Here is a 26,649-nt window from a genome sequence, read left to right as displayed (position 1 = left end):
TTCCATGAGCTTAGCATCGTAAATTTTTACAGCTAATGGAGCTGTTAAATATTCACTGGCTTTCCCAGTAAAAGTTGTGAAGTGATTACTCGTATTATGACTTTGCACCGCTTCGATATCTTTCCATTCTTCAACCATCATAAACACATTCTCTTTTTCTGTGTCTTTCATCAAATCGTACGAAATATTGCCACTTTCTGATCTAGAATCCTCAATTAATGATTGAATATCTTTCAAAAAATCTTGTTCCTTCTCTGGATTAACATGAAGAGTAGCATGGATCATAATCATAAAATTGTTCCTCTCATTTGTGGATTATTTATTTGCGTATTTTCTGTTTGTTTATCAGTTTTTATACATGTAGAACAACTTCTTATTGTCTAAAGTAATATTGATTGATTATTGATCTTTTGAATAAAAATTTAATTAGAACGTGTTCCAAGTTGTTACTTCTTCAAGTGGCAGACGATTTTTAGGAAAGCCTGCTTTATCCGCTTTTCCAAGTGCAATTAACATAACTGGCGAAAGATTTTCTGGTAAATTAAAAGCTTCGATAAATTGTTCTTTGTTGAATCCACCCATTGGAACAGTATCATAGCCTTTTGCCTTAGCAGCCAACATTAGCTGCGATGAAACGATTCCACCATCAATCATTACTACTCGAATTGCTTCTTCAGGAGTTAAGCTTCCATAATAAGAGTTAATTTGATTCACATAAAAGTCTTTTGTTTCTTCAGGTATAGCACCCACTTTTACCAAATTTCCATATATAGCTTCAGCATGTTTATAAGCTTCCGTATCTCCTAGCACTGCAATGACTGCAGAAGAATCAACGACCTGTTGTTGGTTTGCAGCTATTGGAAGTAATTTTTCTTTTAACTCTTGATCGTTAATCACAAGAAATCTCCATGGTTGTAGGTTACTTGAAGATGGGGCCAGAATTGCAGTCTCTAATATCTCGTTAATTTCACTTTCTTCCATTTTAAAACTAGCATCGTAAAAACGAACTGAGCTTCTTTCTTTTGCAACAGTGAAGAAATTCTGATCAGTTAATTCTTTAGGTTCTCCAGCTTTGTTTTTGTTTTCTTGCACTTTATTTAAGTATTCTTCATTAGTTTGAGTCATTCTGAGATCTCCTTTTATTATGAACTGTAATTTCAACTATTACAGTATATAATTTTAACTGTAATTTTGTCAAATACAGTTTTTTAAAAAATAATTACATAATCATAATTAACAGCATTTATACGTTCTTTTGCTGTAAACTCCCTTTGTATTAAGAATAGAAAAAGCTATTGACATTATGTCATAAACTAGTTATAATTGTTTCCAATTTAAAGCACACAAATTTGATGACGAGAACAAGTATTTTATGATTTTGTTCCCCAGAGAGTTGGCATTTGCTGAAAGCCAGTGTTCAGATCATAATTGAAAATCCTCTCCGAGAAGTCAAGCTGAAATGGATTAAGCTTGAACGGGTGTCTACCGTTAAAAGGAACGCGTATGATTGTACGTTGCTAAGTGCTATTGATGAACGGACTGTTTTCAATAGAATTAGGGTGGTATCGCGGTTAAACCCGTCCCTTATAAAGGGGCGGGTTTTTGTGTGCTTTGAAATAATGATAAAGGAGCGATATCAAATGGGACAGGAAAATGTAAAGGAAACAATTCAACAACGAGAAGAACGAATCAGAACTCATTGGAATCAACAAAATACTTTTAAAAAATCTATAGAGAATAGAGAAGACAAACCTTCCTTTGTCTTTTACGAAGGACCACCAACTGCAAATGGTTTGCCGCATGTAGGGCATGCGCTAGGACGTACAATTAAGGATGTCGTTGCAAGATATAAAACGATGACAGGACATCAGGTCATGCGAAAAGCAGGGTGGGATACCCACGGTCTTCCTGTGGAACTAGGAGTAGAAAAGCAATTAGGTATCTCAGGAAAACATGAAATCGAAAATTATGGTGTTGAAGCTTTTATAGAGAAATGTAAAGAAAGTGTTTTTAAGTATGAAAAACACTGGCGTGAATTTACTGAAGAACTTGGATATTGGGTAGATATGGATGATCCGTATGTAACATTAGACAATGCATATATAGAAAGTGTGTGGAATATTCTCGGTACAATTCATGAAGATGGCTTATTGAACAAAGGGCACCGAGTATCTCCGTATTGTCCTAGTTGTCAAACCTCACTAAGCTCTCATGAAGTAGCACAAGGATATAAGATGGTAAAGGATCTGTCAGCAACAGCAAAATTCAAGATTAAAGAACGCAACAATGAATATTTCCTTGGATGGACAACAACGCCTTGGACATTACCTGCAAATGTTGCACTTGCAGTACACCCAGAAATGAAGTATGTTCGAGCAAAAACAGAGAATGAAGTCTATATTGTAGCAGAATCTTTAACTGACTCAATTTTTAAGCAAGATTATGAAATCTTATCTGTACATTTGGGATCAGAATTAAAAGGCATGTCATATATCCCTCCCTTTGATTTCGTTAAGGTAGAGGTAGGGCATGAGGTTGTTGAAGCGGATTATGTTACTGAGGATAGTGGTACGGGTATCGTTCACATTGCCCCAGCATATGGAGAAGATGATTATAAGGTTGTTAAAGAAAATCATTTTTCATTTGTTAATGTTGTGAATGAAAAAGGGGAATACACTGAGGAAATTCCAATTTACGAAGGGCGATTTGTAAAAGATTGCGATGTAGATATTATTCGTTATCTTGCTGAGAAAGGTTTATTACACAGTAAAGAAAAATATGAACATAATTATCCTCATTGTTGGCGTTGTGATTCGCCTCTTTTGTATTATGCAAACGAAAGCTGGTTTATCAAAACAACAGCATTAAAGGAACAATTCATTCAAAATAATGAGAAAGTGACTTGGCATCCTGAGCATATTAAAAATGGGCGATTCGGTAAATTTTTGGAGCAAATGGTAGATTGGAATATAAGTCGTAAAAGGTATTGGGGGACTCCTTTAAATGTCTGGGAATGTGACGGGTGCAATCATCAACATGCTCCTAAAAGCATTAAAGAACTAAAAGATCTTTCTATTAAACCACTGAATGAAGGGGTTGAATTGCATAAACCTTATGTAGATCAAGTGAAGCTCCGTTGTTCTCAATGTGGTGATACCATGAAGAGAACAGATGAAGTGATTGATGTTTGGTTTGATAGTGGTTCTATGCCATTTGCACAAGCTCATTATCCATTTGAAAATAAATCACAATTCAAAAAACAATTTCCAGCTGATGTAGTGATCGAGGGAATTGATCAAACACGGGGATGGTTTTATAGTCTCCTTGCAGTTTCTACATTATTTACTGGGGAATCACCTTATAAACGTGTGTTATCACTAGGCCATATACTAGATGAAAATGGGCAGAAAATGTCTAAAAGTAAAGGAAATGCTCTGGACCCAATTGAATTAATTCAAAAGTACGGTGCTGATTCCTTAAGATGGTCATTATTAGTGGATAGCGCTCCATGGAACCCCAAACGTTTTTCTGAACGAGTTGTACAAGAAGCCAAATCCAAATTAGTAGATACTTTAGGAAATGTATATAGCTTTTATAAGCTTTATGCTGATTTAGATGGATATGATGCTAATAAAGAGTACACATTGAATAAAAATAAATTGGATGATTGGATTTTATCTCGTTTGCATAGCACAATTAAAAAAGCCAGTCAGAATCTAGAGCAATTTCATTTTACAAATGCAGCAAGAGAAATAGCAAAATTACTGGATGAAGTCAGCAATTGGTATGTAAGACGATCTAGAGACCGTTTCTGGTCAAGTGGTATGAAGACTGAAAAAGCCGCTGCCTACCAGACACTATTTGAAGTTCTAACTAAGACAAGTCAATTATTAGCACCTTTTACTCCTTTTATAGCTGAAGATGTTTATTCAAATCTAACTGGCAAAAGCGTCCACCTATCGGAATATCCAAGATATGATGGAAAAATGATTGACAAACAGTTGGAAAAAGAAATGAGCGCTGTTTTGCAGGTTGTTGAATTGGGGAGAAGTATTCGAAATACATTGTCTTTAAAAGTGAAGCAGCCTTTATCAAGCCTTTCTGTTTTAAGCAATCACAAAGAAATAAATTGGCTCTCATATCAGGACATAATCATGGATGAATTGAATGTGAAGTCTTTCCATGAGATTGACGATGAAGAACAGTTTGCTTCTATTCTTTTAAAGTTAGATTTTAAAAAATCAGCTAGGAAGTTTGGCAAGTTATCAAATGTTATAAACCAATGGCTGCAGCAACTAAATCAAGAAGAATCCAAATTATTAATACAATCAGGATACGGAGAAATGGAGACATCTTCTGGGAGAGTAAAAGTTTCTCTGGAAGATGTGATTATTGAAAAAACAGCCAAAGAAGGGTATTCTTCAGCTTCAAATGGAGAGTACACTGTTACTTTAGATGTCGCCCTAACTGAAGATTTATTACATGAAGGATTGGCACGGGAATTGATTCGCTCCATACAAGACTATCGAAAAAAATTAAACTTACCTATAAACATGCATATTGATATTGAAGTTTATACAGACAAGGAATTAAAAATCGTTGTTGAAAAGTATAAATCGATGTTGCAAGAAAATTTGCTAATGCGTGATATCCTCTTCAAGAATCATTTACCAGAAGGAAAAGAAATACAAATTGGTAAGCATAAAGCTTCTATCCAACTAATTCCAATTCACTAATTGTAATCTTGTTTTTATATAACCTATATACTTGTATAAGCACCTATTTTGATTCAATTCATCATTCAAAATAGGTGCTGTTTCTTTTTCATATTTTTGTAGCTATCTCCTTTTACGTGAATGATTAAAGCTCCTAAATTACGGAGATAATGGATGAGAATCTACCTGAGTGAAACAAAAGAAATGAATTCGTAAAAAGTAACTCAATTTGGAGTGAATGAACATGAATTATAGAATTGAAAAAGATTCTATGGGAGAAATTAAAGTTCCTATTAATAAATTATGGGGATCACAAACACAGCGAAGCAGAGAAAATTTTAATATTGGTACTGAATTAATGCCACTAGAACTCATTAAAGCCTTTATTATTCTTAAAAAGAGTGCAGCTATTTCTAACCATAAATTAGGAAAGCTTTCAAATGAAAAAGTAGAAGCTATTATTAAAGCATGTGATGAAGTTCTTTCAGACAAATGGGACGATCATTTTCCTCTTGTAGTTTGGCAAACTGGAAGCGGGACTCAGACAAATATGAATGTAAATGAGGTAATAGCAAATAGAGGCAATCAGCTCTTACAAAAAGATAATCTTAAGGTAGCTCTTCATCCAAACGATGATGTAAATATGTCACAAAGCTCAAATGACACGTTTCCAACAGCGCTTCATATTGCTAGTGTTGTTGAAATTGAAAATAAATTATTACCTGTATTAAAGGAACTGAAAACGGTTTTTAGCGAGAAAGCGAGACAGTTTGCAGATATAGTGAAAATAGGACGTACTCACCTTCAAGATGCTACTCCAGTAACATTGGGACAAGAAATTAGTGGATGGCACCATATGCTGGAGATAAATGAAAAAATGATACTTGAAAGTATTCAATATTTAAAAGAACTAGCGATAGGTGGGACTGCTGTTGGAACAGGGTTAAATGCAGATCCTCAGTTTGGAGATATGGTTGCAAAAGAAATAAGCGATATGCTTCATTCAGATTTTACTTCTGCACCAAATAAGTTTCATGCATTAACAAGTCATGATCAAATCGTATATGCACACGGGGCTTTGAAAGCTTTGGCAGCCGATTTAATGAAGATTGCAAATGATGTTCGTTGGTTGGCAAGTGGACCTCGGTGTGGGATAGGTGAAATCCATATTCCGGAAAATGAACCTGGGAGTTCAATTATGCCTGGTAAAGTGAATCCAACTCAATGTGAAGCGTTGACAATGGTTGCTGCACAAGTCATTGGAAATGATGTAACGATTGGAGTTGCAGCTAGTCAAGGGAATTTTGAATTAAACGTTTTTAAACCAGTGATTATATATAACTTTCTACAATCTGTAAGGTTGTTGACAGACTCTATGAAAAGCTTTAACGAAAAGTGTGTTGTTGGTATTGAACCAAATGTTGATCAAATCAGATACAATTTGCACAATTCACTTATGTTAGTAACAGCCTTAAATCCTCACATAGGGTATGATAATGCAGCTAAAATTGCAAAACTTGCTCATAAAGATGGAATCACTTTGAAGGAAGCTGCCATTAGGTCAGGACTGCTAACAGAGAGTGAATTCAACGAGTTTGTTAATCCAAATAATATGGTCTAAGCTCTTTCATAATAATCCCTAGTAGTCAGCTTAAATTAAATCTGATAAAATATTTCTATATAGTGGATTTTTCAGTCTGATTTAGACAGATAGGGGTGTGCATATTTGATGAGTATTAACTTTGGTTTCGTTCAGGATTCAGCCTCATGCAAAGCCTAGTATTGGAAGGCGATACTTTGCATGAGGTGATATTTTAAATATCGCTTAGGTAATAGGTTATCATTTCTGATATGTTTGGCTTTGCACCTTATATTTTATTGAAAAATATAATTAAGGGGCGAGCAGAAATGAAAAGTGTGAAAGCAAACGAAATATTGCCTGATGAACTGCTGATAGAACTTCAAAAGTACGTTCAAGGGGAAACATTATATATACCTAAAGCCAAAAAGAATTATCGAAAATGGGGTTCACTTTCTGGAGGTAGAAAAGCAATTGATGAAAGGAATGCCTCGCTTAAAAGTAAATTTAACTTGGGGCAAACGATTGATCAATTAGCTGATGAATATTTTCTTTCAACAGAGACGATTAAAAAAATTGTATATTCTAAAAATAATTAGCAAACACTGATCATTCTTTATAAGGGTGATCAGTGTTTTTATTCTCTTTATGAGTTTATAAAAAATTTAGTTGAATAAAGTAATTAATGAAGGCCGACTAACATAACACCACATCCTTGTGGTCAATCATAAACTATCACCTCCATGTGACAACTCTGACACCAGTTCATCCAAGAACTGGGTGAACATCGGCATCAATTCATCCATGAATTGACAACTACCCCTCTGTCTTCGCTAAGGCTCGCCAATAGGCGAGTTTTCTTTACAAGACTAAACTTTCCTTCCATGTAGAGTCCTTCACTTATACGGATGAATATATGCCAAAATTGTTTATAAATTAATCTATTCATATTCATAAAATCAATAATTGCCTAAAATAAAGAATGTATCTCAAAAAAACAGTTTGATTGATAATGAAATGTAATAAACGGAAGGGTTGATTTTAATGATAAATGAACATAAAGATGAAACAGAACAGAGAAAAGAGCTTGATCAGATTGCTGAACTAGCAGCAGATAGGTATGATCTACAAATCGCTGACATGTCTTATTTTACTGAAGAAACAAACACCTTTTATAAAATTACTGATGTTAATGGGAAATCTTATGCCTTAAAAATATTTCAAGAGGAGTCTAGCACATTAGAAGACAATCAAGTTGAAATCTATTTTGTAAACTTAGTTAGTCAATCAGATAATATATCTATACCGTCCATTGTCTCAGCAAAAGACGGGAGTCAAATTCAAACTATTCACTCCAAATATGCATCAACTCCCAAACGAGTAGTTTTATATACTTGGGTGAATGGTGAAGATTTAGATGAAAACGAAAATGATCAACGTTTCATAAAACTTGGTGAGTTAACTGCTCAATTGCATAATGCAACTTACCGGGCCTCTATTCCAACTGAACTTTCTCCAAGAATGTGGAATAAGGTGTTTTATTATAAAGGAGAAGAAGCAGTATATAAGCACAAAAAACATCAAAAGTTTCTATCTAGTGAGTTTCATGACTTAATGGATCACATTATCCCATACTTAAATGAAAAATTGTCCTCTTATTATGAAAATAATATCAATGAAGTTCAATTAATTCATGCGGATTTAAACCCTTGGAATGTAAGAGTTGATGGTGAGGATATGCATATACTAGATTTTGATGACGTTATGCTTGGTTTGCCAATACATGATTTCTCTAATATGTTGTACTACTACAGATATAATGATAACTTCGATTATCATCAGATAAAAAAATTATTTTTGCAAGGATATGAAAAGGTTCGTGAGCTTCCTCATTTTACGGAATTTGACTTGGAGCTATTGATGACTGGTAGAAGAGTAAACTTCATGAATTATAATATATTAGTAAATGAAGATCCTAAACCCTTTATAGAAACAAGTATTCCTAGAGTAAAGGACTTTTTAAAAAAGTATGAAATTCATTTAGATATATAAAATATATAACTTTATATTCAAGGCGAATAAAAGTCCTTTTCATACAAACTATTGATGTAAGTGGTTGTAGAAAGGGATTTTTTTATGTTGAAAATTAATCTTCAGTTGATATATTGGGATATTTTGTATACAATGTAAAGAACTTATGTTCTATAAAGGTGGATTAATTATTCATCAAATAAATAATTATATTTAGGGGGAAGATGATATGGTAAATTACCAATATGAAATCGTCCAAATACCTGCCTACAGAGGCATTGGCTTAAAGTGGGATGGACCTTACACTGAAATTAGTGATTTGAAAAAAATGATAAATGAAATGAGCAGTAGGGTGAATGAATTAGAACAAAGCATTCATCCAGAAATTCATTTAGGATTATCTTATCACTTGAGAAACGATGGATTTATCCATTATTCTGTTTTCGAAGTAAGTGCTGAACAACAGATTCCTGAAGGTATGGTTGAAATTCATGTGCCAGAAATGACATATTTAAAAACTCATCATAAGAAAGGGGAAGACATCGGATATACATACCATAATATTTATCAATGGCTTAAGGAAAATGATATTCAGCTATACAAGGATGCAAATCAAAAATATTATGACGCTCTACCGATAAAACATGAAAAATATCCAATAGATCATGATAAAAATAACCCTCACTTTGACATTTTAATCCCAATTGTTAAGAAAAAACAGGAAAAAGATTGACCATATTTCATTTTATGCATATAATAGTATCTATTATTAGGAAGGGAAAGGTACAAAGTTAATGTGGAATAAATCTATTTTATAAAGTTCTAACTAAATCATTGCTTATAATTTCTAGAAGCAATCAATAGGAACTTAGAGAATAGGTTTAATATGCCCATTTACTTGTGCTAAATTGTAATATATTTAACGATTATTATTTCCCTTGGTCTTATAACTACCTTTTTGTATATGAGTGTATAAAAGGAACAATCTATATCGTTATTTATGATGTGATTAATTCACTTAACATTTTTGCATATATAGGTATGTAAAGCCTCTCTAGGTTTCAGATTCTAGAGAGGCTTTTTTGTGTTAAATAAAGTCGAATTGGGAGTTTAGACCTCACGAATGAGGAAAATTCAAATTTTAAATAAAAGGAAGGTGTTTTTATGTCTTTGATAAGCTTATACAATATCAACAAAAGTTTTGGAGATCAATCGGTCCTCAAAGATGTAAATCTTGAAGTAAAACATGGAGAACGAATTGGATTAGTAGGAATGAACGGAGCTGGAAAAACAACTCTAGCAAACATTATATGTGGAAAAACAAAAACAGATAGTGGTGAAATTACACGTTATGTTCGAAATCTGAAAATAGGATATTTGTTGCAATCCACATCTTATTCTCAGGAATCTTTTAATCATATGTTTGAACAAGATCATCATGATTTTCTTGAAGTATCAAGTCATCTAGGGTTAAAAAAGGTTCAAAATTGGAATAGTGATAAAATATCAGGGTTGAGTGGAGGGGAAAAAACGAAGCTTGCCATTGCTCATGTTTACACCTCTAAACCTGATCTTTTAATATTGGATGAACCTACTAATCACTTGGACTTTCAAGGTGTTGAATGGTTAATTAGCGAATTAAACCATTTTGAAGCAAGCACAATCATTATTTCTCATGATCGTTACTTTCTGGATCAAACCGTAGATCGAATCATTGAGATCGAAGATGGTATGATCACTAATTATTCAGGAAACTATACTTTTTATCGCGAAGAAAAAGAAAGAAGATTTGAAAGTCAAAAACATCAGTATGAACAACAAAAAAAATATGAAAAGAAAATAGAATTAGAAATTGAACGTTTGAACAATTGGTCATCAAAAGCCCATAGAGAGGCTGGTAAAGTAGGCAAGATGGCAGATATGAGAATGGGAGTAAAAGAGTTTTATAGAACGAAAGCTAAAAAAATGGATAAACAGGTTAAATCCAGAATAAAACGTCTGGAAAAAATTGAAATAGAAGGGGTTCAGAAACCAAAAGAAGAATCAAAAGTATATTTTGATTTGGAAAAACAAAACCAACGTGGAAGAAGATATATTGTTGCAAACCAAATCAAGAAAATGATGGGTGAAAAGTTACTTTTTCAAGATAGTTCTTTTAGTATACTCAGGGGTGAGAGAATAGGTTTAATAGGACCCAATGGTTGCGGTAAAACAACATTTCTTCAAATCTTGTCTAAAAAAGATAAGTTGGATGATGGAGATTTGTGGATCAGTCCTTCATTGAAAATCTCTCATTTGACACAAGACGTCAATGACTTGAACCCTGATAAAACAATGAAAGAAATCATTGAGGGAATTCATTATATTCGTAATGATGTCCAAAAAACAGTGAACTTGCTCATTAGTATGGGGTTGCAAGAATCTATGTTAAATAAATCTATGGGTCAATTAAGCCTAGGAGAAAGAACAAAATTTAAACTAGCACAACTTATGAATGAAAACAGAGATCTATTGATCTTAGATGAGCCTACGAATCATTTGGATTTACAAAGTAGAGAGCGATTAGAGAAGACGTTAGAAGCTTACAGTGGTACATTATTAATCGTTTCCCATGATCGTTATTTTCTTGAAAAGATCTGTGATAAATTGTTGATTTTTAAAGATGACAAGGTTCAAAAAGTAGAAAGTGGTTATAAAGAATATAGCGAGAAGGTTCAAGAAGTAGAAAAACAGCCAGATTCAAAGACACAGGAGAACATATTAGAAGAAAAAATGGTCATAGAAAATCGTCTATTGAATATAATAGGTGAACTTGGACGTTTAAATCCTTCAGATTTAGAATACCAAGCGTTAGATGAAGAATATAATAAACTAACAAAAAGAAAAAAATTACTTTTTGAATGAAATCTAGTAATAACACCGTCTAAGTTATAGACGGTGTTATTACCAAAGATCAAGATGGGAGAGATGTATGTGAAAATCGATACAGAAAAAAGAATAGTAAATAACAAGATCCCTTTATACCCAATTGCTATTATTTTCATCATGATATTTACAATTTGGTTAGGTTTATTATCAGTCCAATCTCCAGAAGTAGTAGAAGAAGAAAATAGACTAGAAAGTGAATTTTCAACTGAGCGTGCTATGGAACATTTAAGAGTCATTGGTCAAAAACCACATCCAACGGGTTCAGCAGAAAACAAAAAAGTTCAAACCTACCTAGTGAATGAACTAGAATCTCTTGGAATAAAAGCAGAGATACAGCAGGCATATGTGAGCAACCCCAAATGGAATGCTTCAGCAACAATTGAAAACGTGATAGGGAAAATAGAAGGAACGGACAATTCAAAAGCAGTTATGTTAGCAGCTCACTATGATACTCAACCTGAAACTCCAGGGGTCAGTGATGATGGTGCCGCTGTTGCAGCAATCCTTGAAACGATAAGAGCAATACAAAATGGAGCTCCATTAAAAAATGATATCATCGTTTTATTTACGGATGGAGAGGAATTAGGATTGTTAGGGGCTAAAGGATTTGTAGAAGAGAATCCTTTAGCTGAAGAAGTTGGTCTAGTTTTGAACTTTGAAGCCCGAGGGAATAAAGGACCTTCTATGATGTTTGAAACAAGTGATCCTAATCAATGGTTAGTTAATGAATTTATTGAAGCATCTTCTCGTCCAGTAGGCAATTCACTATTGGTCAGCTTGTATAAAGAAATGCCGAACGATACAGATCTAACCATATTTAAAGAGGCTGGAATGCCAGGACTTAACTTTGCCTTTGCTGAAGGATTGTATGCTTATCATACAATGGATGATAACCTAGAATCTTTTGATGAGAGAAGTTTATTTCATCATGGAGTACATATGTATGAATTAACAAATCATTTTGGAAATGAGAATTTATCACAAGTAAAAGAAGGTAGCTCAGTATTTTTTAACTTTATTGGTTCAAGTGTAATTACTTATTCAGAATCACTTGTTATCCCATTTACAATTATGATTTTAATGTTGTTTATTGTTACATTCATTCATGGCAAACTTAAGAAGGAAGTCAGTTTTATCGGTATGATGGGTGGTATATGTATAGCTTTATTTACAATTTTCATTTCATTTGGAATGACTTCAGCTCTTTGGCTTATGATAACAACACTACTTCCAGACAAAACATGGTTTATTATGTCACACCTGAATTATAATTATATTTATTTTATTGGTTTTGTTTTTATCTCTTTAGCTCTATTTATTTTGATTTATCGTCTAACATCCAATAAGATCAAGTTATGGAATCTTCATTTAGGTGCATTGTTGATATGGACAATTTTATCTGTAGCTTCTGGTATTTATCTTCCAGGTAGTAGTTATGTATTTCACTGGCCTTTATTATTTTCCTTAATAGGATTAAATATTGCTTTTATAACAAGAACTTCTACTCACAGTCAACCAGTCAAACATTTCTATCATTCTTTATTTAGTATTCCTGGATTCATACTACTTACCCCAATACTTTACTATCTCATTGTCTTGATGACTATTGAGTTAGCAGGAATCTTATTAGTAGTAGTAGTTCTATTATTAAGTTTAATCATACCCGCTTTACCACTTGTTACATACAAACGAATATGGATACTTCCCACCATCTTATTATTAATTGGAATATCAAGTTTGATAATATCTAGCTTGATTATAAGCACATTGTAATAATAAATAGATAAAATGAAGTTCTAAATCATTATGAACAAGGAGAGGAAACGGTGAATATTAGACTTGCTGAAGAAAAAGATATTGAACAATTAATTAAATTGAGATGGGATTTTACACTGTAGGGTGACTTATCCATTTGCATATATGACCAACGTATATAGTGTTCCAGAAGTTAGAGGAAAAGGATTGGGGAGCCAATTAATAAAGGAAGTAAACAGATGGGCTAAAGAAATGAATTTTGAATTTATTATAGTTTGGCCAAGTGAACATAGCATAGACTTTTATAACAGAAACGGATTTCAACTTTGTAATGATTCTTTGGAAAATAGGTTGGATTCATAGTAACAAATACTCCTATATTCTAAAAACCTATCATCTCTTTTAAAGAGACGATAGGTTTTCATTAATTTGGAGATTCATTGGAAACTAACAATGGAATTTTAATGTAAAAGGAGGTTATGTCATAATCAGAATCTACACTAATTTCTCCGTTATATTTTTCAATAATATTTTTGCAAACATATAAACCGATCCCTGTTCCTAATTCCTTTGTTGTATAAAAGGGTTCGAAAATAACATTTGATATTTCTTTTGGTATCACAGGGCCATTATTGGAAATCATGATTTCAGCTTTTTCGTTTATCGTTTTACAATCGATATTTATCTCTTTGGAATGTTTTACTTGTTGGAGAGCATCTATTGAATTCAAGAGGATGTTTAAGAAGACTTGTCTTAATTCCTCTTTATTCGCGTATACCATGATCCCAGGTTCAATGTTATTGGTAATGCTTACATTTACATCTACAATACTTGGGTAGATGAAATGAATCAGTTCGTCAAATAATTCATATAATGAGTTTATTTTCATGTCACCATTGATTAATTCCTTTTTTGATACATGAAGAAACTGGGTAACACGGGCGTTTAACTGATGTAATTCTCGTTCTATAATATCAATGTATTTGATGAATGGATATTCAGTCCCAATAAGCTTTGTAAAACCGAGCAAAGTAGTTAAAGGATTTCTAAATTCATGAACAAAACTAGAAGACATTTGTCCTAATATTTTTAATCGTTCCTTATGGGTTTGATCAATAAATATGTTTTTCTTTTGTAATTGTTCTTCCTTGATTTCGGTGTACTTTTTAACCACATAATAATTAAATAGATCGAATGAAGAATTGATCTCTTCGATGATTTGGGGGAGGTACTCTAAAGCGATTCCTGAGCTAATGACCCAGTTAATGACCTCACTTCGTCCAGCATTCGCATTATAAACAAAATCTCCAATATTAATATTGGCTTCAAGCCTCTCCACTGCAACTTTATAGGCAAAATCTCTCAAACCCTCTTCACTTAAAGTATGATTCAGTCTTTGTTTTACTAGTTCGAACATTTTCATCCCATTATAAATTACTTCTTCTTTATGTATATCTGTATCTGAGATGATCACATTTTCTCTCCAGGATTTTATAAAAGTAGAGCTATTGTCTTCTAAAAAAGAAATTAGCTTCTTACGAACTTCTTCCATCTATATTCCCACTTTCAATCTCATATTCAAGGGAGTAGTCATCTATGATGTATTTCAATCTAGTAACATTTTATCAGAAAATGCAATAATAAATTAGCAAGAATTTATCATTCATCAATAATTGTACTAAACATACTGAAAAATATCGATAATCAAAATGTCAGAGCTTAGGAAATTGTCATTTAACATGCATAAAACAGAAAAAAAAAGCATAAAAAGAAATATTTTGTTTGACAAAACGGAATAAAAGTGAAAAAATATAACAAATCATTCCTATTGTGATATGAAATTGAGGTGATATATTGTTCTCTGATGAAAGAAGACAGAAAATTTTATATTTAATTAAACAGAATGGTCGTGTTCTAGTAAAAGATTTAGCGGCTGATCTTAATATCTCTGTTGACTCCATTAGAAGAGATTTATCGATTATGGAAGATCAAGGGCTATTAAAAAGAACACACGGCGGTGCAATTTCAGTTCCCAGGGTTAGGAATTCCGCTCAAGCCCCTTCTATTCGTTATGGAGAAGGTAGTATTACTCAAAATGCAATTGCAAAATCAGCTGTTTCTTATATTGAAGAAAATCAGACTCTCTTTATTGGTGGAGCAGCTGTTCATTATGCAATGATTAAACATTTACCTAATGATATCTCATTTACTGTCGTTACAAATTCCATTGAAGTCGCTTATCTTTTGAAAAACTTAAGTAAAGTTCAGACCTTCATTATTGGTGGAAGTGTTAAAAATTCAGGAAATATAACAGATTCTATCGCAAATGAATTTGTAAGACAGTTTACATTTGATTTATGTTTTACTACTGCTGGTGGTTTATCAACAAAAGGGTTAAGCACTGCTACGCCAGAGGTTTCAGTTTTTAATAGAACGGTTTTCAATCATTCAAAAAAAATTATTGCCCTAATTGAACATTTTAAAGTTGATATTGAATTGTTTTCACATATGTGTCCTATTAAAGGAATAGACATCATCATTTCGGATGAGGAAACAGATATGAATTATTTGGAAACCATTAAATCTCAGGGTGTTGAGGTACTTGTAGCGAAAAATATATAAAGGATTAGTGCAAATACACTGAAAAAGGAGGGGAGAACAGTCATGATATATCGTAGAAAAACATATAAAGTAGACCCAGGAATAATAAGTGAATTTAATCAACATTTTAATAAAACTCTTTTACCCACTCAGATAAAATATGGAGCAAAATTAGTTGGAAGATGGATGACCGAAATAAGTAATGATGAAGTTGAAATCTTTGCTATTTGGGAGTATAAAACTTATGAAGATTATTTAAAGATTGAAAATCAAGTACGAAGTGATAAGGAGCATGTTAAACGAGTGCAGAGCTGGTTTGATAGAATGGGAGGAAGAGAAACTTTCATTAAATACTTAAAAGAAGAAATCAAAGAGGACTTTATAGAATCAACTGTTCTTATATGAAAAATAAACTTATCTACTATTCACAGCAAACATAGGTATAGATAAAAATGTTGACTGAAATATTTGTTTAAATTAAAATTGGGAAATTATATAGATAAAAGAAAAAACTAAATCTATCGTCTCTTTTAGAGATTTTATAATTTAATTTCTATTGCATACTGGAGGAACTGATATATGGATAATGGTTGTTTTATTTGTGAAAAACATAAAGGAAATGTAAGCACTTCGGGAATTTTATCCAAATACTCCTGAAGAATACTGGGGACCTATGGAGGTATATGATTGGAAAGAAGCTCCGATGGGTGGAAATACAGAAGTTACCCGACTTTGTGAAAGGATAAAACATTACATAGATTAAGACCATTATGGAGGTGATCCATCATTAAAGAGTATCAATGGGTAGGAAGTGAACAACATTATATAGATGAGGTTCAAACAAAGAAATTGGATAATAATTTAGTTATCGGACACTTTGGAGGAAATTCTTCAGCCGGTCAATATAAGAATGAAGATGGATGCATGGTGTGGGTAAATCAGGAAAAAGATTGGGAATTTGCGATCATACTGGACGCTCATAAAACAGCCCAAAGTGCAGAATTAGTTCTTGAAACCTTTGGAAAAGAAAAGGGAACAGTGTATGAAATTTTACAGAAACAAACTCAGAATGCATTTGATTGTATACAAGCCTTTATTCTTAATATATTTAAAAGTGAAGAATTTCAAGAGTCATGTAGTAAAATCCAAGGAGAAACGGCTTGTCTTTTTGTCATAAGAAAAGAAAATTACCTTTGTTGGTTTTCTGTCGGAGATTGCATTCTTCATCTACATCATCATGAATTATCAACCCTAGGAGAATATCAACAAAACCATAGGAGCTTTTATGAATGGATAGGAGAAGAAAGTACGTTCAACAAATCTATCCCATGTTACAGCTCGGGAATTAAAGAATTAAGAACAGGAGAAAATCATATATTTTTAACGACAGATGGATTAGTTGAATGTCCAGGTACAATCTATAAATATCCTGAGAAAATATTTGAAGCCTTTAAAGGTGTATCTAATCAGAAAGGTGTCACAAAATTACTAGAAGACATTCAGGACAAACATGTTCGAGACAGTACAACTATCATTTCTTGGAAGGTGATTAATAATAAAAATTCAACTATGCCTAGCGTCACTTAGTTAAATTTACTCACATTTCTTATTTTCATACTAACATCAATGGAGAAGTTAATATTTGGATATGTTTCTTCCCAATTTAACTTCTTCCACTCAGCGTATGATAAACTATTTCTTATACTTCCGCCAACGCCAATAGGGTCTACTTTATGTTTTTGAAGGAACAGAAGCATTTCTTTCATTTCTCTATTTAATGCGTTATTAATTTTTATTTCGATTTCTTTTTGCACTGTATCTTCTTTCAATGTTTGATCCCCAGAATATCCTTCTAAACTACCGGACATTTCAATATCATAATGGATAGAAAATTGATTATCTTCTCGCATTACTTTCGTTTTATGACTATTGCGAACATAGGATAAGTGAATATCTTCCTTTTTATCATCAAATTCTATGACAAGATCCACTACTCCCTTTTTAAAATCCTCAGCCAAAAGTAACATATAGATTGATTTTTCTTTGTTAAGCGTTGTCACCAACCTATCATTTTGAAAAAGGACTAATCCATCTAAAATAATATTCTTCCCTGTACTTGATATCAATGGTAAAAACGGATCAACTCCATCGTCAAAATAAGATCTTGTAAACCTTAAAAGGTTTACTGAAGGGAAGACATATTCTTCATCGAATTTTGCTAACATCGTTTCAATATAAGAGCCTGTATTTGGTTCTTTTTCTAATTTAGTAATTAAAATATCTTTGGCCGTTCCTTTGGTAACAGCTAGTTTTACTAATGGACCTATAGAAGGGTCACGAAGAAAAGACAATATAATAGGATATATGCCTTCAGATGCAATTTCTTCTCCAAATAATGCAATCCTTAATTGACCGAATGCGATTTCTCTTTTTGTTTGTGACATGAGTTCAATTTCTGTGTTTTTTGAAGTTGCATGCAAGTATTCAAAAACATCCGTCTCAGTTGGAACTTGATACATTGCAGTTACATCAAGATAATCTTCCTCTGAAGTATCAAAAGCAATTCCACTCAACATAGCTAAATCATCGATACCATAATTATTCATACAACCAGATAACAATAATATAAAAAGGAGACACAGCGCTTTTTTCATTAATTATCACCATCCTATGACATTTTCCTTTTTCGTTTTATTTTAGTAATAGCTAAAATAAATAAAAGTGAAAGCGGTAAGCCTAATGCAATTACTGCTTCTGCTCTCCCAAGCCAGTTTAACCATGCCTCAACGTCCAACAAGTAATCTGGAATCAAAGATATGAGAAAGGAGATCATGATTAGAATGAGTATGGATATTTTTGATGATTTGATTTTCGGTACGGCATATCTGAAAACTTCATCACTTGCCCAATAAAACATTACAACAGTGATTAACACTTTTAATGAAAAAAGACTAAACACAAAGCTTTCAATTCTCTCAATAAATGGAAATTGAAAATACTCGAATAGTGTTAATACAGGAAACGTCTCATTTTTTAATTGATCAAAACTCAAGACACCAAAGCATATAAAACAAAGCGGGAGATATATAATGAAGGTTGTAATAAGATTTCCATAAAAAAAAGCTTTTATAGATGATTTTGATTTTGCAATGTAAGGAAACATAAGAATGACTATCTCATATCCTAAAAAGGCATTTATGACTTCTAGCCCTTGAGTAAATAGTTGCTTGTCTCCTTTAAAAATGAATGGAGTTAATCGATCAAATTCAAATTCGCTAATAAAATATAACATTAAAAAAATGGTCCATATCGTCATGAAGAAAAAAATAATGGTGGTTTTTCCAATTTGATAAATTCCTTTACTAACAAGCATAAATACGAAGATTAACATGATCAAAATATACACAGAAGGGGAGAGGTCAGGCAAATATAACATCTGGAATAATAACGCAAAATCTTTACCAATTAAAATACCAAGGATACACCAAAGAAGTGCCAAACAAAGAAAAAATGGACGCAGTAGAATTTTAGGCAGCATGTCTTCAAATATTTTAAAGATGGATCTTCCATCACCATAATGAAAAACCATCGCAATGAATAATATATTTATCATAGAATATAAAGAAACAATCAGAATGCCTATCCATCCATTTGTTCCAAAAGCATCAGCTGTTATCCTTGGTAAACTAAATATTGTCACTCCAGATTGAATCATATAAATAAGAACAGTGATTTGAAAAGGATGGAGTTTTTCTTGCATCGTAAATCCTCCTTAGACATTCATTTTTTTCCTCTGGTGTTTCCAGGTTTGCTATTTATTAAAGCTGAATAAGGAGCTCGAATAATGGTATCCAACCATTTCTTAGGCTGTGTAGGTGAGATAGGCCATAGGTAAGGAGTTTTTAAACTCGTAAGGCTTGTAAGAGAAATAACTAGGAAACCTAAAGCTACACTAATTCCTAAATTGCCTAAGAAACCTGCCATCAAAATAAAGCCAAAGCGAATGATTCTAACTGAACTACTCATAACATAACTAGGAATCACAAAAGAAGATATAGCAGATATAGCAACAAAGATAATTAAAATGTTACTAGTAATTCCTGCTTCAACAGAGGCTGAACCGATTACAATCCCTCCAACAATCCCAATCGTTTGCCCAACTTTTGTTGGTAAGCGTGCACCTGCTTCTCTCAAAAGTTCAATCGTAAACTCCATTAAAAGCGCCTCTATAATCGGTGGGAAAGGTACATTGCTTCTAGATTTAATCAAACTGGGTAAAAGCAATTCAGGAACCATCTCATAGTGATATGTAGTAATAGACACATAAAAAGCAGTCAGTGTCACTGTAATGAAAAATGCAAATAATCGAAAAAAACGGATCAATGAGCCAGCTACCCAGCGTTGATTGTAATCATCTGGAGAATGAACAAAATCAAAAAAAGTTGCCGGTGCACTAAAAGCATATGGACTATTACTCATAAGTCCAACGATTTTGCCTTCCGTTAGTTTAGAGGACATCACATCCGGTCGTTCAGTCGTAAAGAACTGAGGAAACGGTGAGTTTGGATATTCTTCAAATAGTTGAACTAACATATTCACATCATTAATTGCATCAATATCAATACGATCTATTCTTGTTTTTAGTTCATTCATCAACTCTTGATCAGCTATGTCTTGGATATATAGAATATATACCGTGTTTTTTGTGATTTTCCCAACTGTAAAACGTAATACCTTTAAGTGAGCGCTTTTCACTCTTCTTCTTATAAGGGATAAATTCGTATTAATTTCTTCATTGAAGGCATCATGTGAACCCGTAATAATGGTTTCAGATTCCGCTGTTTGTATAGCACGTGTTTTTAAGTTGATAGCAGAAAAAATGTACGCATCATTTTGATGAAAAATAAGAACAGAGCCGTCTAAAATGGCCCTCACTGCTTGGTAACTGTCTTTACAAGCTTGAAATTGATTTTTATGAAAAAAGTGCCTGATTTCTTCTTCCTCTAATTTTTCTATCTTTGAAAACAGGATTTTATCTGCCATTTCGTTATCTATCATATATTCAAAATATACGAATAAAACATTGATTTTAGAGAGTTCTTTCTTTGTTATGTCTGCACAATCCGTGAATTCTTCATCTATATAGTCGCGGGTAGGAGGGTCGTTTCTCCTTTGGTTATTTTTAATATCGAGTTTTTTAGTCTGCGAATCTTTATCCATTGTTTTTTTAAGGAATTTAAACAAGTGAATCCCCCCCAGCAATTTAAAACAAACAACTTATGAGCATACAATTTTTAACATTAAAAGTTTATATTTTGCCATTAGTATGAGCAATTGTAAGGTTATCAATTCAATAAATAATGTAAAACTATGTGTCACTAAATCCAGCAGATCATTTATTAGAATTTAAAACGCATAAAGGATCAGGTTATTTCAATCCAATACAACCTTCTTCTGAAAACAAGTTGGTACTTCAAATTACGAATCTACTGCTAGTAAAGCAGGATTAGATGAACACTTGTTTCTGATATTCTAGTTATCGTACCTTTGTTACTTCTTTATGAAATTAGCATAACTTTATCTAAAATTGTCTATCGTAACAGGACCTTCCATAGGGGTTCTTTTTTTCTACGCTAGAATTTATCAACAAAAGGGATTTAAATCAGAGAAGCGAATAGATAGTTATCCAATTTTATAAAAATGTATTAAATAAAATGAACCTTATTGAAAAATGTAACGACTAAGTTTATGAAAGCATGAGATTGAAAGTAGGTGGTTGCATGGATTTTTACCAACCGGCGTTATAAATGAGGAGAAGCGCCGGAAACAGCTTGTAGCAAAAGTATCGAAAGGAGATATGGATTCGTTTCAAATCCTCTACAAAGAATTTATGCAAAAAGTAACGGGATATCTCAGGTTAAGGCTCAATGATCCTTATATGATTGAAGATATTTTACAGGAGGTTTTTCTTGCGGTTTGGAGAGGTGCTGGCAAATATAATAAAAAATCAACAGTATCTACTTGGATTATTAGCATCGCTAAACATAAACTAATGGATCGCTACAGAAGTAAATACGATGACGAAAAAAATACAGTACTGGAAAATGTAAAGCACTTGCCTGATACTGAAGATTTTTCGAATCATATAATAGATGAAATTTCAATTCAAAAGACACTGGAATCTTTACAGCCTAATGAACAAGAATTAACTTATTTGGTGTTTTACATGAAAATGTCCTATAAAGAAATATCAGAGCTATTAAATATACCAGAGGGAACAGTGAAAAGCAGAGTATACCAATTAAAGAAGCATTTGCGAAAAAGTTTAGAGAAAGGGGTATTGAAGCAATGAATGACGTTTGTATTCAAATGCAGGAGCTCATCCCATGGTTAGTAAATGGAACATTAAACAGCAGTGAAAAGGTGACTGCTTATCAGCATATAGCAACCTGTAATCACTGTAGGAATGAACTCGTTTTTTTCGTTGATTTGAATAGAAAAGTAGAGGAACTATCAAATAAAGAGAGAGTGAATGATCAGTTTACTGGAGATGTATTCTCAAAAATTAAAGCCCAAATTCATACGGATCAGTTTGAAGAAACAGACGTTTCTAACTCGTCATTGCAATTGAAAAATAATAAGATACTGAATCCATTCGATGTAGTCAATCATATTTTTAATACTCTAACAACAACGTTTAAAGGTGAAGTTTCCCAATTCACAAATAGTTTAAAACCAGTTATAAGAAAGAATTAAATTATAATGACTTAGGCTAGTTATAAAAAAATATAAGGAGTGTTATTCAAATGTCTAATCATAAATATAGAGAGTATGATCATCATGGTGATCCTTCTGTAGAGGAAGTATCGGAATTATTAGAGGTAGCTTCTAAAAAAGTACCTGAATTAATCACGAATATATTAAATACCCTTTATTCTCAAAAATCAGCAAGTGATATGGGAAGAGCAGTAGGTTCATTGTATAAGGAATTAGTGGATGCAGGAATTCCACAGGAGGTAGCTGTGCAAATGGCTAAAGACTATATGTTTTCGCTTAAAGATGTAATGAAAAATTTTAATGATACTCATCATCAAGGAGAGTAGAAACCAATGAAATGGATAAGGAATACAATTGGATTTACACACATTTTATTGGGTTCTGTATTGCTTTTAAATAAACTATCCTTATTGTTTATGAAGTTAAAAAGAAGTAAACGAAATGCTGTAAAAGTATTTGATGAACAGCTCAAAAAAGATGAAGTTCCATTAGAAGTTAGAGAAGTCCTGACAAATTCATATGAACAGATGTTACCTTTGGAACTGAAAGTTTGGAAGCAAATTTTAAAAGGATAAAAAATAAAAGGAGAGTAATTAAAATAAACAGTACACTATGAGGGGGGATGAATGATGAGTCTTAACAGAAAAACAGCCATAATATTCGGAATATTATTAATATTAGGGTTGATTTCTGGTATATTATCATCGGTTCCAGCCTTAGAGCGATCAGATTATCTTAATCAATTATCATCAATCAAAATGCAAGTATTGATGGCTACATTTTTTCAATTTGTTATGGCTACTGTATATGTGTATATTGCGATTTTATTATATCCAAACATTAAGAAATATAATGAAAGATTGGCCCTTGGATATTTCGGATTCAGAATTATAGGGGCAGCATTTCTTTTTGTAGGAATTGTATCTTTACTGCTACTATTATTCATAAGTGAACGTTTTATAATAGAAGGGCAGCCAAACCCATCTTATTTTCAAACTATAGGAGAATTGCTTAGAGTATATAGAGATGGGATGAATCATTTAGGAGTGATACTTCCTTGGAATTTAGGTGGTTTAATACTATATTTTAGCTTTTATCGTATGAACCTTATTCCAAAATGGCTATCAATCTGGGGTTTTATTGGGTCTATTTTTGTTTTAATTGCAACATTGCTGTTGATGTTTGACTTCATTAATATAATTACACCAATTTACTTTATAATGATGGCACCAACAGCCATATTTGAGTTGATTCTGGCTATTTATCTATTGATTAAAGGTTTCAATCCAATAGTTGATGATTCAAATTATAAATGAGACAAATATGTGCATTTTGATTCCGATCCCAATTTGTGTTGTTTTCTTATAAATTAATAGAAAGTCCTTCTGTATTTTTGGAAGGATTTTTCTCGTGATAAAGTCATATTCTAGAGTTACATACTCTGATTTAATAAGTGGATAATTGGATTATTAAACTATGAGGTATTAAAGGAGATGATTGGGATGAAAGCAGTAGTATATGAAAATTTTGGATCGCCATCTGTATTGAAACTAAAAGATGTGAAAAAACCTATTCCAAAAAACAATGAAGTGTTAATTAGAGTAAATGCAACATCTGTAAATTACGGAGATATAGTGGCTCGAAATTTCAAGGAAATCTCTCCTCGTAAATTTAACATGCCTTTGTTCTTCTGGGTCTTTGCAAAGATATACTTTGGATTTCGCGAGCCAAAGATAACAATTCTAGGAAGTGAGTTTGCTGGGCAAGTTGAATTAGTGGGTAAAGATGTAAAATCATTTAAGCTAGGAGATGAGGTTTTTGGATATCTCGGTCAAAAAATGGGTGCTTATGCAGAGTATATTTGTATAGCAGAAAAAGGAAATTTGACTAAAAAACCAACGAATATGACTTATGAGGAAGCCACTGTCGTGCCCTATGGGGCAATGACGGCATTGAATTTACTTCGAAGAGTAGGAATTCGTAGTGGACAAAAAGTACTTATTATTGGTGCATCTGGGGGTATTGGTTCAGCTGCGGTACAGATTGCAAAATACTTTGGTGCTGAAGTTACCGGAGTATGCAGTACTTCAAGATTAGAATTTGTGAAATCTCTCGGTGCTGATAAGGTTATTGATTACACAAAAGAAGATTTTACGATAAACGGTGAAACTTACGATCTTATTTTTGACATATTAGGCAAGAGTTCATTTCTAGATTGTAAAGACTCACTAAAACAAAATGGAATTTATCTTTTAGCCAGCTTTAAGATAAAACAGCTTTTTCAAATGCTGTGGACTTCAATGTTCAGCCGTAAGAAAGTGATTTGTGCGTTGTCTAATGAAAAGACTGAAGATTTAATTTTCCTAAAAGAGCTTATTGAGAAGGGAAAGATTAAATCAATCATAGATAGATCTTTTCCCTTAGAACAGACTGTCGATGCCCACAGGTATGTTGAATCCGGACAAAAAAAGAGCAATGTTGTTATAACTATTTAATATTTTTAAAAAACTAGGTTCTTATGTCACAAAATCACTTCTGCACAATCTGAATAAGGTTGCCACATGTATCATCGAAGACAGCCAATGTGACTTCACCCATTTCTGTTGGCTTTTGAGTGAACTTCACTCCGTTTTTTATTAGTCGTTCGTATTCTTTGAAAACATCTGCAACGCCAAACATTGTTGCTGGGATACCTTCGGCAAATATTTTTTTTTGATACTCTTTGGCTGTCGGATTATTATTAGGTTCCAGCAAAAGCTCGGTACCGTCATGATCATCGGGAGATACAAGAGTTATCCACCTATATTCTCCAACGGGAACGTCATGCTTTTTTACAAAACCTAATGTTTGTGTATAAAACTCCAATGCCTTATCTTGTTCTTGTACGAAGATACTTGAAATAATGACTTTCATAAATGTTATAGCCTCCTTTGATATTCGCGACGAATGGTACTCTGTAACAATCTGGTTCAAAACAGAAAAATTCATACATTAGTCTGAAGTTTGTTTATAAAATTACTCTATTCTCATTTCAGCATATTTTAATTAGTTCGTTGAAGAATATATTCAACTAAAAACAAGGAACTTCCTTCTTGGAAGTTCCTTGTTTATTTAAAGTTAAATATTGACAAATAAATCATAAAACTAACTCTATGAAAGTCTACGCAAAGAGTTTTTGTTCTGGAATTATTTCCAAAAATATTGTAAAATTATATTGTTTTTATAAAAACAATAGGAGTGGTAGATATCATATATGTTGTAGCATTTTTTCTATCTTTTTTCATTGTATTTTTTCTAATACCTCCATTAAGATCTCTAGCATTTAAAATTGATTTTCTTGATAAACCAGTTATGAATAATGAGAGGAAAATTCATCGAGATCCTATCCCACTAACAGCAGGCATAGCTATCTTTATAGGATTTTTCGTAACCTATTTAATAGCAGTAGATCATCATAATGATTATCAATTATTTTCTATTCTTATAGGTGGTACTTTAATCCTCAGTATAGGTATTATTGATGATTGGATGAAAACTAAGGGGAGAGAGTTTCATGCACTTCCCAAGCTTATTGTACAGGTCATTGCTGCAATTTTGATATACAGTTCTGGAATCATATTTAAAGGTTTTATGAATCCATTCACTGATCAATACATTGTTTTACCAATTATATTGCAGTTTGTTTTTACAATTCTATGGATTTTTGGAGTTACTACTGTAATTAATTTTTCAGATGGTATGGATGGATTGGCTGGCATGTTGGTTACAATTTCTGCTACAACTCTTTTTATTGTAGCCATTGCTATGAATCAAACTAGCTCGGCTTTGATGGCGATTATTCTAATTGGAGTAGCTATAGCCTACTTAAAGTACAATAAACCCCCAGCTAAAATCTTTATGGGGGATGCAGGTGCCTCATTCCTTGGATTTATGCTAGCCATTATTGCACTTGATGGTGCTTTTAAACAAGCTACTTTATTATCTATACTAGTTCCGGTACTAGCTTTAGGGGTTCCTATATTTGATAACATATTTGTTGTAATAAAAAGATTTCTAGCTGGAAAACCAGTGTATAAAGCTGATGCAACACAAGCACACTATAGACTTTTGGCTAGTGGATTAAATCAAAAACAAGTCGTCGCATTTTTATCATTATTAAATTTATGCTTTGGCCTTACTGCTATTATTATTATCTTAATTTCAGTTTAATCGTTCTAATCATAATTGTAGAAAACCTTAGGTAAGATATTACCAAAGGTTTTC

The 26,649-nt window shown here is 32.6% G+C and carries 25 protein-coding genes and 1 other annotated feature; of the genes, 18 read left to right on the top strand and 7 right to left on the bottom strand.

All coding sequences use genetic code 11. The features are described from left to right. Together Q5Y73_RS22055 and Q5Y73_RS22050 are read right to left on the bottom strand one after the other, a co-directional pair. The coding region (locus tag Q5Y73_RS22055) for a putative quinol monooxygenase (RefSeq protein ID WP_305994088.1) at nucleotides 1-291 on the bottom strand (291 nt) is incomplete at its 3' end. Between the two features lie 135 nt (nucleotides 292-426). Then, on the bottom strand, nucleotides 427-1,125 hold the full coding sequence (locus tag Q5Y73_RS22050) for a nitroreductase family protein (RefSeq protein ID WP_305994087.1): 699 nt from the start codon (nucleotides 1,123-1,125) through the stop codon (nucleotides 427-429). A 218-nt stretch (nucleotides 1,126-1,343) separates the two neighbouring features. Further along, nucleotides 1,344-1,588: a binding site (T-box leader), on the top strand. A gap of 52 nt (nucleotides 1,589-1,640) precedes the next feature. On the opposite strand from Q5Y73_RS22050, the gene ileS reads away from it, so the two are divergent. The 8 genes from ileS (at nucleotide 1,641) to Q5Y73_RS22010 (ending at nucleotide 13,371) form a co-directional block, all read left to right on the top strand. After that, complete coding sequence (ileS, locus tag Q5Y73_RS22045) at nucleotides 1,641-4,736, top strand: isoleucine--tRNA ligase (RefSeq protein ID WP_305994086.1); 3,096 nt, start codon at nucleotides 1,641-1,643, stop codon at nucleotides 4,734-4,736. 223 nt (nucleotides 4,737-4,959) lie between these two features. After that, nucleotides 4,960-6,336, top strand: coding sequence for a class II fumarate hydratase (gene fumC / locus Q5Y73_RS22040; protein WP_305994085.1), 1,377 nt, complete (start codon nucleotides 4,960-4,962; stop codon nucleotides 6,334-6,336). A 287-nt stretch (nucleotides 6,337-6,623) separates the two neighbouring features. Next, nucleotides 6,624-6,893, top strand: a complete 270-nt coding sequence (locus Q5Y73_RS22035) for a CD3324 family protein (RefSeq protein ID WP_305994084.1) — start codon at nucleotides 6,624-6,626, stop codon at nucleotides 6,891-6,893. A gap of 445 nt (nucleotides 6,894-7,338) precedes the next feature. Continuing rightward, the gene (locus Q5Y73_RS22030; protein ID WP_305994083.1) at nucleotides 7,339-8,346 is read left to right on the top strand and encodes a phosphotransferase enzyme family protein; all 1,008 of its coding nucleotides are present in this window, start codon (nucleotides 7,339-7,341) and stop codon (nucleotides 8,344-8,346) included. A 208-nt stretch (nucleotides 8,347-8,554) separates the two neighbouring features. Further along, on the top strand, nucleotides 8,555-9,058 hold the full coding sequence (locus Q5Y73_RS22025; RefSeq protein WP_305994082.1) for a GyrI-like domain-containing protein: 504 nt from the start codon (nucleotides 8,555-8,557) through the stop codon (nucleotides 9,056-9,058). A gap of 431 nt (nucleotides 9,059-9,489) precedes the next feature. Next, on the top strand, nucleotides 9,490-11,229 hold the full coding sequence (locus tag Q5Y73_RS22020; RefSeq protein WP_305994081.1) for an ABC-F family ATP-binding cassette domain-containing protein: 1,740 nt from the start codon (nucleotides 9,490-9,492) through the stop codon (nucleotides 11,227-11,229). A 69-nt stretch (nucleotides 11,230-11,298) separates the two neighbouring features. Further along, the gene (locus Q5Y73_RS22015) at nucleotides 11,299-13,026 is read left to right on the top strand and encodes a M20/M25/M40 family metallo-hydrolase (RefSeq protein ID WP_305994080.1); all 1,728 of its coding nucleotides are present in this window, start codon (nucleotides 11,299-11,301) and stop codon (nucleotides 13,024-13,026) included. 147 nt (nucleotides 13,027-13,173) lie between these two features. Beyond that, nucleotides 13,174-13,371 (top strand): GNAT family N-acetyltransferase, encoded by a 198-nt coding sequence (locus Q5Y73_RS22010; protein ID WP_305994090.1) that lies wholly within the window; start codon nucleotides 13,174-13,176, stop codon nucleotides 13,369-13,371. A gap of 61 nt (nucleotides 13,372-13,432) precedes the next feature. Here Q5Y73_RS22010 and Q5Y73_RS22005 read toward each other — a convergent pair whose 3' ends face one another. Further along, nucleotides 13,433-14,560: a sensor histidine kinase gene (locus tag Q5Y73_RS22005; RefSeq protein ID WP_305994079.1), complete on the bottom strand. Its 1,128-nt coding sequence runs from the start codon at nucleotides 14,558-14,560 to the stop codon at nucleotides 13,433-13,435. Between the two features lie 302 nt (nucleotides 14,561-14,862). On the opposite strand from Q5Y73_RS22005, the gene Q5Y73_RS22000 reads away from it, so the two are divergent. From Q5Y73_RS22000 to Q5Y73_RS21990, 3 genes are all read left to right on the top strand, one after another. Further along, a complete protein-coding gene (locus tag Q5Y73_RS22000) occupies nucleotides 14,863-15,630 on the top strand; it encodes a DeoR/GlpR family DNA-binding transcription regulator (RefSeq protein WP_305994078.1) in 768 nt (255 codons plus the stop codon). 42 nt (nucleotides 15,631-15,672) lie between these two features. Beyond that, nucleotides 15,673-16,014 carry an NIPSNAP family protein gene (locus tag Q5Y73_RS21995; RefSeq protein WP_305994077.1) on the top strand — a complete coding sequence of 114 codons (342 nt, stop codon included), beginning with the start codon at nucleotides 15,673-15,675 and terminating at the stop codon, nucleotides 16,012-16,014. Between the two features lie 444 nt (nucleotides 16,015-16,458). Beyond that, the gene (locus tag Q5Y73_RS21990; protein WP_305994076.1) at nucleotides 16,459-17,196 is read left to right on the top strand and encodes a PP2C family serine/threonine-protein phosphatase; all 738 of its coding nucleotides are present in this window, start codon (nucleotides 16,459-16,461) and stop codon (nucleotides 17,194-17,196) included. Here Q5Y73_RS21990 and Q5Y73_RS21985 read toward each other — a convergent pair. From Q5Y73_RS21985 to Q5Y73_RS21975, 3 genes are read right to left on the bottom strand one after another with little or no spacing between them, the layout of a single operon-like run. Then, nucleotides 17,193-18,263, bottom strand: a complete 1,071-nt coding sequence (locus Q5Y73_RS21985) for a Ger(x)C family spore germination protein (protein WP_305994075.1) — start codon at nucleotides 18,261-18,263, stop codon at nucleotides 17,193-17,195. The two genes, Q5Y73_RS21990 and Q5Y73_RS21985, sit on opposite strands and share 4 nt — an antisense overlap. Before the next feature lie 14 nt (nucleotides 18,264-18,277). Further along, a complete protein-coding gene (locus tag Q5Y73_RS21980) occupies nucleotides 18,278-19,369 on the bottom strand; it encodes a GerAB/ArcD/ProY family transporter (protein ID WP_305994074.1) in 1,092 nt (363 codons plus the stop codon). 20 nt (nucleotides 19,370-19,389) lie between these two features. Next, entirely contained in the window at nucleotides 19,390-20,853 is a 1,464-nt protein-coding gene (locus tag Q5Y73_RS21975) for a spore germination protein (protein ID WP_305994073.1), read from the bottom strand. Between the two features lie 532 nt (nucleotides 20,854-21,385). Here Q5Y73_RS21975 and Q5Y73_RS21970 point away from each other — a divergent pair. The 6 genes from Q5Y73_RS21970 to Q5Y73_RS21945 all read left to right on the top strand — a co-directional run bounded on the left by Q5Y73_RS21970 (nucleotide 21,386) and on the right by Q5Y73_RS21945 (nucleotide 24,881). After that, nucleotides 21,386-21,961, top strand: a complete 576-nt coding sequence (locus Q5Y73_RS21970; protein ID WP_305994072.1) for an RNA polymerase sigma factor — start codon at nucleotides 21,386-21,388, stop codon at nucleotides 21,959-21,961. After that, nucleotides 21,958-22,365, top strand: a complete 408-nt coding sequence (locus tag Q5Y73_RS21965) for a zf-HC2 domain-containing protein (RefSeq protein WP_305994071.1) — start codon at nucleotides 21,958-21,960, stop codon at nucleotides 22,363-22,365. The genes Q5Y73_RS21970 and Q5Y73_RS21965 overlap by 4 nt, the downstream gene beginning before the upstream one ends. A 50-nt stretch (nucleotides 22,366-22,415) precedes the next feature. Next, nucleotides 22,416-22,712: a hypothetical protein gene (locus tag Q5Y73_RS21960; protein WP_305994070.1), complete on the top strand. Its 297-nt coding sequence runs from the start codon at nucleotides 22,416-22,418 to the stop codon at nucleotides 22,710-22,712. A gap of 6 nt (nucleotides 22,713-22,718) precedes the next feature. Continuing rightward, a complete protein-coding gene (locus Q5Y73_RS21955; protein ID WP_305994069.1) occupies nucleotides 22,719-22,961 on the top strand; it encodes a hypothetical protein in 243 nt (80 codons plus the stop codon). Between the two features lie 54 nt (nucleotides 22,962-23,015). Then, nucleotides 23,016-23,702, top strand: a complete 687-nt coding sequence (locus Q5Y73_RS21950; RefSeq protein ID WP_305994068.1) for a DUF4386 domain-containing protein — start codon at nucleotides 23,016-23,018, stop codon at nucleotides 23,700-23,702. Between the two features lie 186 nt (nucleotides 23,703-23,888). Beyond that, complete coding sequence (locus tag Q5Y73_RS21945; protein ID WP_305994067.1) at nucleotides 23,889-24,881, top strand: NAD(P)-dependent alcohol dehydrogenase; 993 nt, start codon at nucleotides 23,889-23,891, stop codon at nucleotides 24,879-24,881. Nucleotides 24,882-24,915: 34 nt separating this feature from the next. Here Q5Y73_RS21945 and glxB read toward each other — a convergent pair whose 3' ends face one another. Next, nucleotides 24,916-25,299 (bottom strand): methylglyoxalase, encoded by a 384-nt coding sequence (glxB, locus tag Q5Y73_RS21940; RefSeq protein ID WP_305994066.1) that lies wholly within the window; start codon nucleotides 25,297-25,299, stop codon nucleotides 24,916-24,918. 324 nt (nucleotides 25,300-25,623) lie between these two features. Between glxB and Q5Y73_RS21935 the strand changes: the two genes are divergently transcribed. Continuing rightward, nucleotides 25,624-26,595 (top strand): MraY family glycosyltransferase, encoded by a 972-nt coding sequence (locus tag Q5Y73_RS21935; RefSeq protein WP_305994065.1) that lies wholly within the window; start codon nucleotides 25,624-25,626, stop codon nucleotides 26,593-26,595. The last annotated feature ends 54 nt before the right edge of the window (nucleotides 26,596-26,649 follow it).

The sequence above is a fragment of the Chengkuizengella axinellae genome, from assembly GCF_030730905.1.
Taxonomy (GTDB): domain Bacteria; phylum Bacillota; class Bacilli; order Paenibacillales; family KCTC-33759; genus Chengkuizengella; species Chengkuizengella axinellae.
The sequence above is the reverse complement of the archived record's forward strand: the minus strand, read 5'-3'. Positions and strand labels throughout refer to the sequence as shown.

Bases quoted from the DNA above. Each gene is read 5' to 3' on its own strand.
- Q5Y73_RS22050 (WP_305994087.1), bottom strand. From the start codon at position 1,125: ATGACTCAAACTAATGAAGAATACTTAAATAAAGTGCAAGAAAACAAA.
- ileS (WP_305994086.1), top strand. From the start codon at position 1,641: ATGGGACAGGAAAATGTAAAGGAAACAATTCAACAACGAGAAGAACGA.
- fumC (WP_305994085.1), top strand. From the start codon at position 4,960: ATGAATTATAGAATTGAAAAAGATTCTATGGGAGAAATTAAAGTTCCT.
- Q5Y73_RS22035 (WP_305994084.1), top strand. From the start codon at position 6,624: ATGAAAAGTGTGAAAGCAAACGAAATATTGCCTGATGAACTGCTGATA.
- Q5Y73_RS22030 (WP_305994083.1), top strand. From the start codon at position 7,339: ATGATAAATGAACATAAAGATGAAACAGAACAGAGAAAAGAGCTTGAT.
- Q5Y73_RS22025 (WP_305994082.1), top strand. From the start codon at position 8,555: ATGGTAAATTACCAATATGAAATCGTCCAAATACCTGCCTACAGAGGC.
- Q5Y73_RS22020 (WP_305994081.1), top strand. From the start codon at position 9,490: ATGTCTTTGATAAGCTTATACAATATCAACAAAAGTTTTGGAGATCAA.
- Q5Y73_RS22010 (WP_305994090.1), top strand. From the start codon at position 13,174: ATGACCAACGTATATAGTGTTCCAGAAGTTAGAGGAAAAGGATTGGGG.
- Q5Y73_RS22005 (WP_305994079.1), bottom strand. From the start codon at position 14,560: ATGGAAGAAGTTCGTAAGAAGCTAATTTCTTTTTTAGAAGACAATAGC.
- Q5Y73_RS21995 (WP_305994077.1), top strand. From the start codon at position 15,673: ATGATATATCGTAGAAAAACATATAAAGTAGACCCAGGAATAATAAGT.
- Q5Y73_RS21985 (WP_305994075.1), bottom strand. From the start codon at position 18,263: ATGAAAAAAGCGCTGTGTCTCCTTTTTATATTATTGTTATCTGGTTGT.
- Q5Y73_RS21980 (WP_305994074.1), bottom strand. From the start codon at position 19,369: ATGCAAGAAAAACTCCATCCTTTTCAAATCACTGTTCTTATTTATATG.
- Q5Y73_RS21965 (WP_305994071.1), top strand. From the start codon at position 21,958: ATGAATGACGTTTGTATTCAAATGCAGGAGCTCATCCCATGGTTAGTA.
- Q5Y73_RS21960 (WP_305994070.1), top strand. From the start codon at position 22,416: ATGTCTAATCATAAATATAGAGAGTATGATCATCATGGTGATCCTTCT.
- Q5Y73_RS21955 (WP_305994069.1), top strand. From the start codon at position 22,719: ATGAAATGGATAAGGAATACAATTGGATTTACACACATTTTATTGGGT.
- Q5Y73_RS21950 (WP_305994068.1), top strand. From the start codon at position 23,016: ATGAGTCTTAACAGAAAAACAGCCATAATATTCGGAATATTATTAATA.
- Q5Y73_RS21945 (WP_305994067.1), top strand. From the start codon at position 23,889: ATGAAAGCAGTAGTATATGAAAATTTTGGATCGCCATCTGTATTGAAA.
- glxB (WP_305994066.1), bottom strand. From the start codon at position 25,299: ATGAAAGTCATTATTTCAAGTATCTTCGTACAAGAACAAGATAAGGCA.